Annotated in this window: 6 protein-coding genes; 1 reads left to right on the top strand and 5 read right to left on the bottom strand. The window is 65.3% G+C overall.

All coding sequences use genetic code 11. From position 1 onward, the window contains the following. On the top strand, positions 1-206 hold a 206-nt coding region (locus AC07PU_RS42085; RefSeq protein ID WP_495323630.1), incomplete at its 5' end, for a hypothetical protein. 43 nt (positions 207-249) lie between these two features. Here AC07PU_RS42085 and AC07PU_RS42080 read toward each other — a convergent pair. The 5 genes from AC07PU_RS42080 to hppD form a co-directional block, all read right to left on the bottom strand. Continuing rightward, the gene (locus AC07PU_RS42080; RefSeq protein WP_495323629.1) at positions 250-1,179 is read right to left on the bottom strand and encodes an MBL fold metallo-hydrolase; all 930 of its coding nucleotides are present in this window, start codon (positions 1,177-1,179) and stop codon (positions 250-252) included. Next, a complete protein-coding gene (locus AC07PU_RS42075) occupies positions 1,180-2,877 on the bottom strand; it encodes an AMP-binding protein (protein WP_495323628.1) in 1,698 nt (565 codons plus the stop codon). It abuts the gene before it with no gap. Between the two features lie 161 nt (positions 2,878-3,038). Continuing rightward, positions 3,039-3,911 carry a phenylalanine 4-monooxygenase gene (phhA, locus tag AC07PU_RS42070; protein WP_208510953.1) on the bottom strand — a complete coding sequence of 291 codons (873 nt, stop codon included), beginning with the start codon at positions 3,909-3,911 and terminating at the stop codon, positions 3,039-3,041. A gap of 15 nt (positions 3,912-3,926) precedes the next feature. Further along, the gene (locus AC07PU_RS42065) at positions 3,927-4,733 is read right to left on the bottom strand and encodes a transporter substrate-binding domain-containing protein (RefSeq protein WP_495323627.1); all 807 of its coding nucleotides are present in this window, start codon (positions 4,731-4,733) and stop codon (positions 3,927-3,929) included. Between the two features lie 29 nt (positions 4,734-4,762). Continuing rightward, positions 4,763-5,890 carry a 4-hydroxyphenylpyruvate dioxygenase gene (gene hppD / locus AC07PU_RS42060; protein ID WP_093348317.1) on the bottom strand — a complete coding sequence of 376 codons (1,128 nt, stop codon included), beginning with the start codon at positions 5,888-5,890 and terminating at the stop codon, positions 4,763-4,765. Positions 5,891-6,000: the final 110 nt, after the last annotated feature.

The following is a 6,000-nucleotide window of genomic DNA, read 5'->3' as shown; positions in this document are numbered from 1 at the left end:
GGACAGTGAAACGACTCAGCGCCGATGATAGTGCGGGTTCCCGTGTGAAAGTAGGTCATCGTCAGGCTCTTACAGCCAAAAAAGCCCCAGCCAATCGGTTGGGGCTTTTTTCTTGGCGAAAGCAAAACAAGAAACAAAAAGCGCCTCGTCCACGACAGGGCGCTTTTTTATGGGCAATTCGAATAAACAGGCAGCGCTTTATTTGAATGAAATCGGGGCGCCCTAAGCAGGCTCGATCATTTCAAAAAATCAGAGGTTCCGAACCTCGTTTTCCGTGATTTCAGCAGCCCGCGCAGCGACGAGTTCGGCCAAGATCTCCTGTGCCAAGGCGCCCAGCGCCACGCCCTCGAAGAACCGAGCGCACACCATGGCCAGATAAGGCGTCTCGCGCACCCAGGCCATCCAGTCGCCACGCGACATCCGCTGCTTCTCCAGCAGCTTGAACTTGATCAGCACCTTGATCGCATGCCGCGCATGCTTGACGGGATTCCGCTGCAGCCCCTCGAGCCGCCGCCGCGCGACCTTCAGCGCGGCCTCCACGTCCGTGAAGATCGACCCGTGCCCCGGAATCACGATCGATGGCGCCAGGCGTTCAATCAGATCCAGGGTGGCCGCCATCTCTCCGAACGACGGTTCGCCCTTCAGCTCCGGGAAAGCGATACCGAACCCGTTTTCCCAAAGCGCATCAGCCGACGCCAAGGTTCGCGACACAGGCTCGAAAAGAATGACCGAATGCGGATCGTGACCCGGTGCCGCATGGATCTGCCAGCGCAGCCCGCCGACCTCGCGCTCCGTCCCAGGCTGCAGCAACCCCGAGACGCGAAACCGCGGACAGCTCTGCCCCGTCGCCCTGAAGCTCAGCCCTTCTTCATCCCAGCGCTCCACCAGCGCCGCCTCGCCCGGCGGGATCTCGATGCGAAGGTCCGGATAGCGCGCCTGCAGCGCCGCATTCCCGCCGCAATGGTCGCTGTGCAGATGCGTGTTGAGCACCTGATCCAGCGGCCGCCCGGCCAATGCCGACTCGACCAGCGCCACCGTCTGCTCGGCGTGCGCCACATAGCCGGTATCGATCAGCGCCGTCTCATCGGCCCCGATCACGAGGATGTTGTTGGACGACAGCCACCCACGCTCGAGCACGACGACATTCGCCGGTAACCCGGCGGCCGCCGCCGCGCTCACTCAATGGCCCGCGGAGGCGGTGGTGCGGAGTTCGCGGCGCAGGATCTTGCCGACGTTGGTCTTGGGCAGCGCATCGCGGAATTCGATGTGCCGTGGGCGCTTGTAGCCCGTGAGTTGTCCATTGCAGTATTGCAGCACAGCCTCCTCGGTCAGGCTCGGGTCGCGGCGCACCACGAACACCTTGATCGCCTCGCCCTGCTTCTCGTCGGGCACGCCGATGGCCGCGCATTCCACCACGCCGGGGCACAGCGAGATCACGTTCTCGAGTTCGTTCGGGAACACGTTGAAGCCGCTGACCAGGATCATGTCCTTCTTGCGGTCGACGATGCGGCTGTAGCCGTCCTCCTGCATCACGGCGACGTCGCCGGTGCGCATGAAGCCGTCGGCGGTGAAGGCCGCCGCCGTCTCGGCCGGCTGGTTGTAGTAGCCCTTCATCACGTTCGGTCCCTTGATGCAGAGCTCGCCCGATTCGCCGATCGGCATCGAATTGCCTTCATCGTCCTTGATCGCGATCTCGATGCTCGGCAACGGCAGGCCGATGGTGCCGGTGAACTTGGTGTTCGACACCGGGTTGTTGGTGCCGATCGCGCAGGTCTCGCTCATGCCCCAGCCTTCGATCATGGGGCAACCGGTGGCCTCGAACCAGCGCTTCGCCGTGCCTTCGGAGGCGGCCATGCCGCCGGCCTGCGAGACGAACAGCGTCGAGAAGTCGATGGTCTTGAACTCGGGATGCATCAACAGCGCGTTGAACAGCGTGTTCACCGCCGGCAGCATGTGGAACGGCCGCTTCTTCAGCACCGCGATGAATTTGTCGAAGTCGCGCGGGTTCGGCACCAGCGTCATGTGCGAGCCCTGGCGGATCACGAGCAGGCACAGGGTGAGCGCGAAGATGTGATACAGCGGCAGCGCCGCGATGCTGTTGACCTTCGCGAGGTCGCCCGCGCGCGAGAGCGCCGGCGTGAACCAGGCCTCGGCCTGCAGGGTGGCGGCCACGATGTTGCGGTGCGTGAGCACCGCGCCCTTCGACAGCCCGGTCGTGCCGCCCGTGTATTGCAGGAAGGCGATCGAATCGAGCGTGCTCTTGTCGGCGGCCAGCGTGCGGCCGCGCCCTTCGGCGAGCGCCTGCGAGAACGGCGTGACCGTGCGGCCATCGCTCAGCGGCAGCTTGAACGGCGGCACCATCTTCTTCAGGTGCCGCACCGCGAGCGTGATCCAGCTGCCGTAGAGGCCGCCGAGCAGGTCGCCCATTGCCGTGATGACCACGTGCTTCACGGGCGTCTTCTCGATCACCTGCTCGAGCGTGGAGGCGAAGTTCTCGAGGATCACGATCGCCGTCGCGCCCGAGTCCTTGAGCTGGTGCTCGAGCTCGCGCGCGGTGTACAGCGGATTGACGTTCACGCAGGTGTAGCCGGCGCGCAGCACGGCACACATGGTGACCGCGAACTGCGGGATGTTCGGCAGCATGATCGCCACCCGCGCGCCGGGCTCGAGCCCGCGCGACTGCAGCCAGGCGCCGAGTGCCTTCGACTGCGCATCGAGCTCGCCGTACGACATCCAGCGCTCCATGCACACCGAGAACGGGCGGTCGGCATAGCGGCCGAAAGCTTCGTCGAACATGTGGGAAAGCGATCGGTACTGCTCGGGATCGATCTCGTGCGGTACGCCGGCCGGATAGTGCTGTCGCGCGGATGTCTGCATGCAAGCTCCTTTGGCGCGGATTGTGGGAGCCGCACAGGACAAGCGACCAGCGGGCTTGTCCTAGGTAAATGCATCGGCTGTCGCCTGCGCGATAGCTGCCGATCGATGCATGGAGCCGGCGCGAGCCGCGCACTTCGGCGCGGCTGCCGAAAAAAGGAAGCTCAGGCCTTGCCGGATTCGCCGGGCTGCAGCACGCCGGCCGGAATGTCGGTCGCCGTCTCCAGCGCTCGGTACAGCGGCGCGAAGTCGGGCTCGGTCAGGTCGAACAGCTGCGCGAAGCTGTCGATGACGAAGTAGTTGGCCTGGTAGGTGTCGATCTTGTAGAGCGTGCGCATGGTGCGCAGCAGATCGAGCGGCAGCCGCAGCGGCTCGTTCGAGCGCACCGCGTGCTGCAGCTCGCCGACCGAACTCAGGATGCCGGCGCCATAGGCGCGCAGACCATCGGGCTGGCGGATCAGCCCGAACTCCACCGTGTACCAGTACAGCCGCGCCAGCTTCTCGCCGGCATCGAGTTCATGGGCCTTGATGCCGCCCGCGCCATAGCGCTGCACGTAGTCCGCGAAGGTCGGGTCGAACAGCATCGGCACGTGCCCGAACAGGTCGTGGAACACATCGGGCTCGACGATGTAGTTGAACTCCTCGGGCTTGCGGATCCAGTCGGTGACCGGAAACTTGCGGTTCGCGAGCAGCGTGAAGAAAGGCAGCTCGGGAATCAGCCCCGGCACCGCCACGATCTCCCAGCCGGTGGCCTTGTGCAGCCGTTCGTTGAGCTCCTCGAAGCGCGGGATGCGGTCCTTCACGCCCAGCAGCGGCAGCGCGTTGATGAAGGCATCGCAGGCCAGCCCCGGCAACTGCGCGGCCTGGCGCTCGTAGAGCCGCTTGTAGGTGTCGTGGTCGGCCGCCGTGTAGCTCGCCCAGTCCTGCGCGCAGGTGTAGTCGGCCTGCACCGTGCCGCCCCGCGAATAGTCGCCGCGCGGCGGGCGATCGGAGGCGCCGTAAACGGCGGGCGTGACGACGGTGGCAGGGGTGTCCATGGGTGCTTCGGTTGATTACTTGAGCCAGCGGTCCATGACGCGCTGGAAGTCGCCGCCGGCCTGCTGAAGGTGCAGCCATTGGTCGACATAGGCCTTGAAGGCCACATCGTCGCGCGGCAGCATCCAGGCCATTTCGCCGTATTGCAGCGGCTTGTCGGGATTGATCGCGCACAGGCCCGGCTTGAGCTTCTGCTGCACGATCGCCTCGGCCGACTCGGTCACGAACACGTCGGCGCGGTTGGCGAGGATCTCGTCGAAGATCGTCACGTTCTCGCCGTGCAGCGTGAGCCGGGCTTGCTTGAAGTTGGTGCGGGCGAAGCGTTCGTTGCTGCCGCCCGGATTGAAGATGACGCGCGTGGCCGGCTTGTCGATGTCGGCCACGCTCTGGTACTTGCCCACGTCGGCGCAGCGCGCGATCGGCGTCTTGCCGTTGACCATGTAGGGCGCGCTGAAGAAGGCGCGCTTCTGGCGGTCGGTGGTCACCGACACGCCGCCCACGGCGATGTCGCACTTGCCGGCCGCGAGGTCGGGCAGCAGGTTTGCCCAGGTGGTCTTGATCCACTCGGGCTTGGCGCCCAGGCTGGCGCTGAAGTCGGCCATCAGGTCGACGTCGATGCCTTCGAACGAGGCATCGGCCTTCTGGAAGCTGAACGGGCGGTAGTCGCCCGGCGTGCAGATGCGCAGCACGGCCGCCTTCTGCACGCTGTCGAGGTGCGAGCCCGCGGCGCTGGCGGCCGTCGCGCCTCCCGGCCCCGCCGCGCATCCCGAGAGAACGACCGCCGCAGCGAGGGTGGTCAGGCCGATCGAGAGGATGTTGCGCATGCGGGGCTCCTGGAGGGTGGAAGGAGCGCTTATTTTGCGGCGCTCAGCACGCCGCGGCGCATCTGGTCGAGCTCGATGCTCTCGAACAGCGCCTTGAAGTTGCCGTTGCCGAAGCCGTCGTCGCCCTTGCGCTGGATGAACTCGAAGAAGATCGGGCCGAGCTGGTTCTCGCTGAAGATCTGCAGCAGCAGCGCGTCCTTCTTGCCGTCGATCAGGATCTTGCGCTTCTGCAGCTCTTCCACGCTCTCGCCGTGGCCCGGGATGCGCTTGTCGACCAGCTCGTAGTAGGTGTCGATGGTGTCCAGCAAGGTCACGCCCTTGGCGCGCAGCGCGTCGACCGTCTCGTAGAGGTCGTCCGAGCCCATCGCGATGTGCTGGATGCCTTCGCCCTTGTACATGTCCAGGTACTCCTGGATCTGGCCGGCCTGTTCCTTGCCCTCTTCGTTGATCGGGATGCGGATCTTGCCGCAGGGGCTGGTCATGGCCTTGCTCTTCACGCCGGTGACCTGGCCTTCGATGTCGAAGTACTTGATCTCGCGGAAGTTGAACAGCTTCTCGTAGAAACCGGCCCAGGTGTTCATGCGGCCGCGGTAGACGTTGTGCGTCAGGTGGTCGATGTAGGTCAGGCCGTTGCCCTTGGTGGTCAGGGCGTCCTGCGAGGCCACGCCCGGCAGCGGCTCGAAGTCCACGTCGTAGAAGCCGATGTTGCCGATGTCGCCGGGCTTCGCGCCGTTCTTGCCGGGCCAGCGGTCGACCAGGTAGATCAGGCTGTCGCCGATGCCCTTGATGGCGGGGATGTTCAGCTCGCCCGGACCGGCCTTGTCGGCGAAGCCCCAGGCGCCCAGCGAGGTGGCGCGCTCGTAGGCGGCCTTGGCGTCCTGCACGCGGAAGGCGATGGCGCACACGCTCGGGCCGTGCTCGCGCGCGAAGCGCTGCGCGAACGAATCGGGCTCGGCGTTCAGGATGAAGTTGATCTCGCCCTGGCGGTACAGCAGCACGTTCTTGTGGCGATGCTTGGCGATGGCCGTGAAGCCCATGCGCTCGAAGACCTTGCCCATGGCGACCGGATCGGGTGCCGCGTATTCGATGAATTCAAAGCCGTCGGTGCCCATGGGGTTGTCCCAGGGCGTGAAGGCGGGCGCGTCGGCGTGGCTCATGGCAGTCTCCGAAGAAGTTGGGATCGAGGGGAAAGTAAAAGGATGGCGGCTCGGCCAGTGCAGCAATGTAGGTCGACTGCCGCTCATGATTTCAGCGTTTGCGGGCGTGT

This window comes from Variovorax sp. GW821-FHT10D07 (assembly GCF_059415325.1).
Note: the sequence above shows the minus strand (reverse complement) of the source record. Positions and strands in the feature narration are given on the sequence as shown.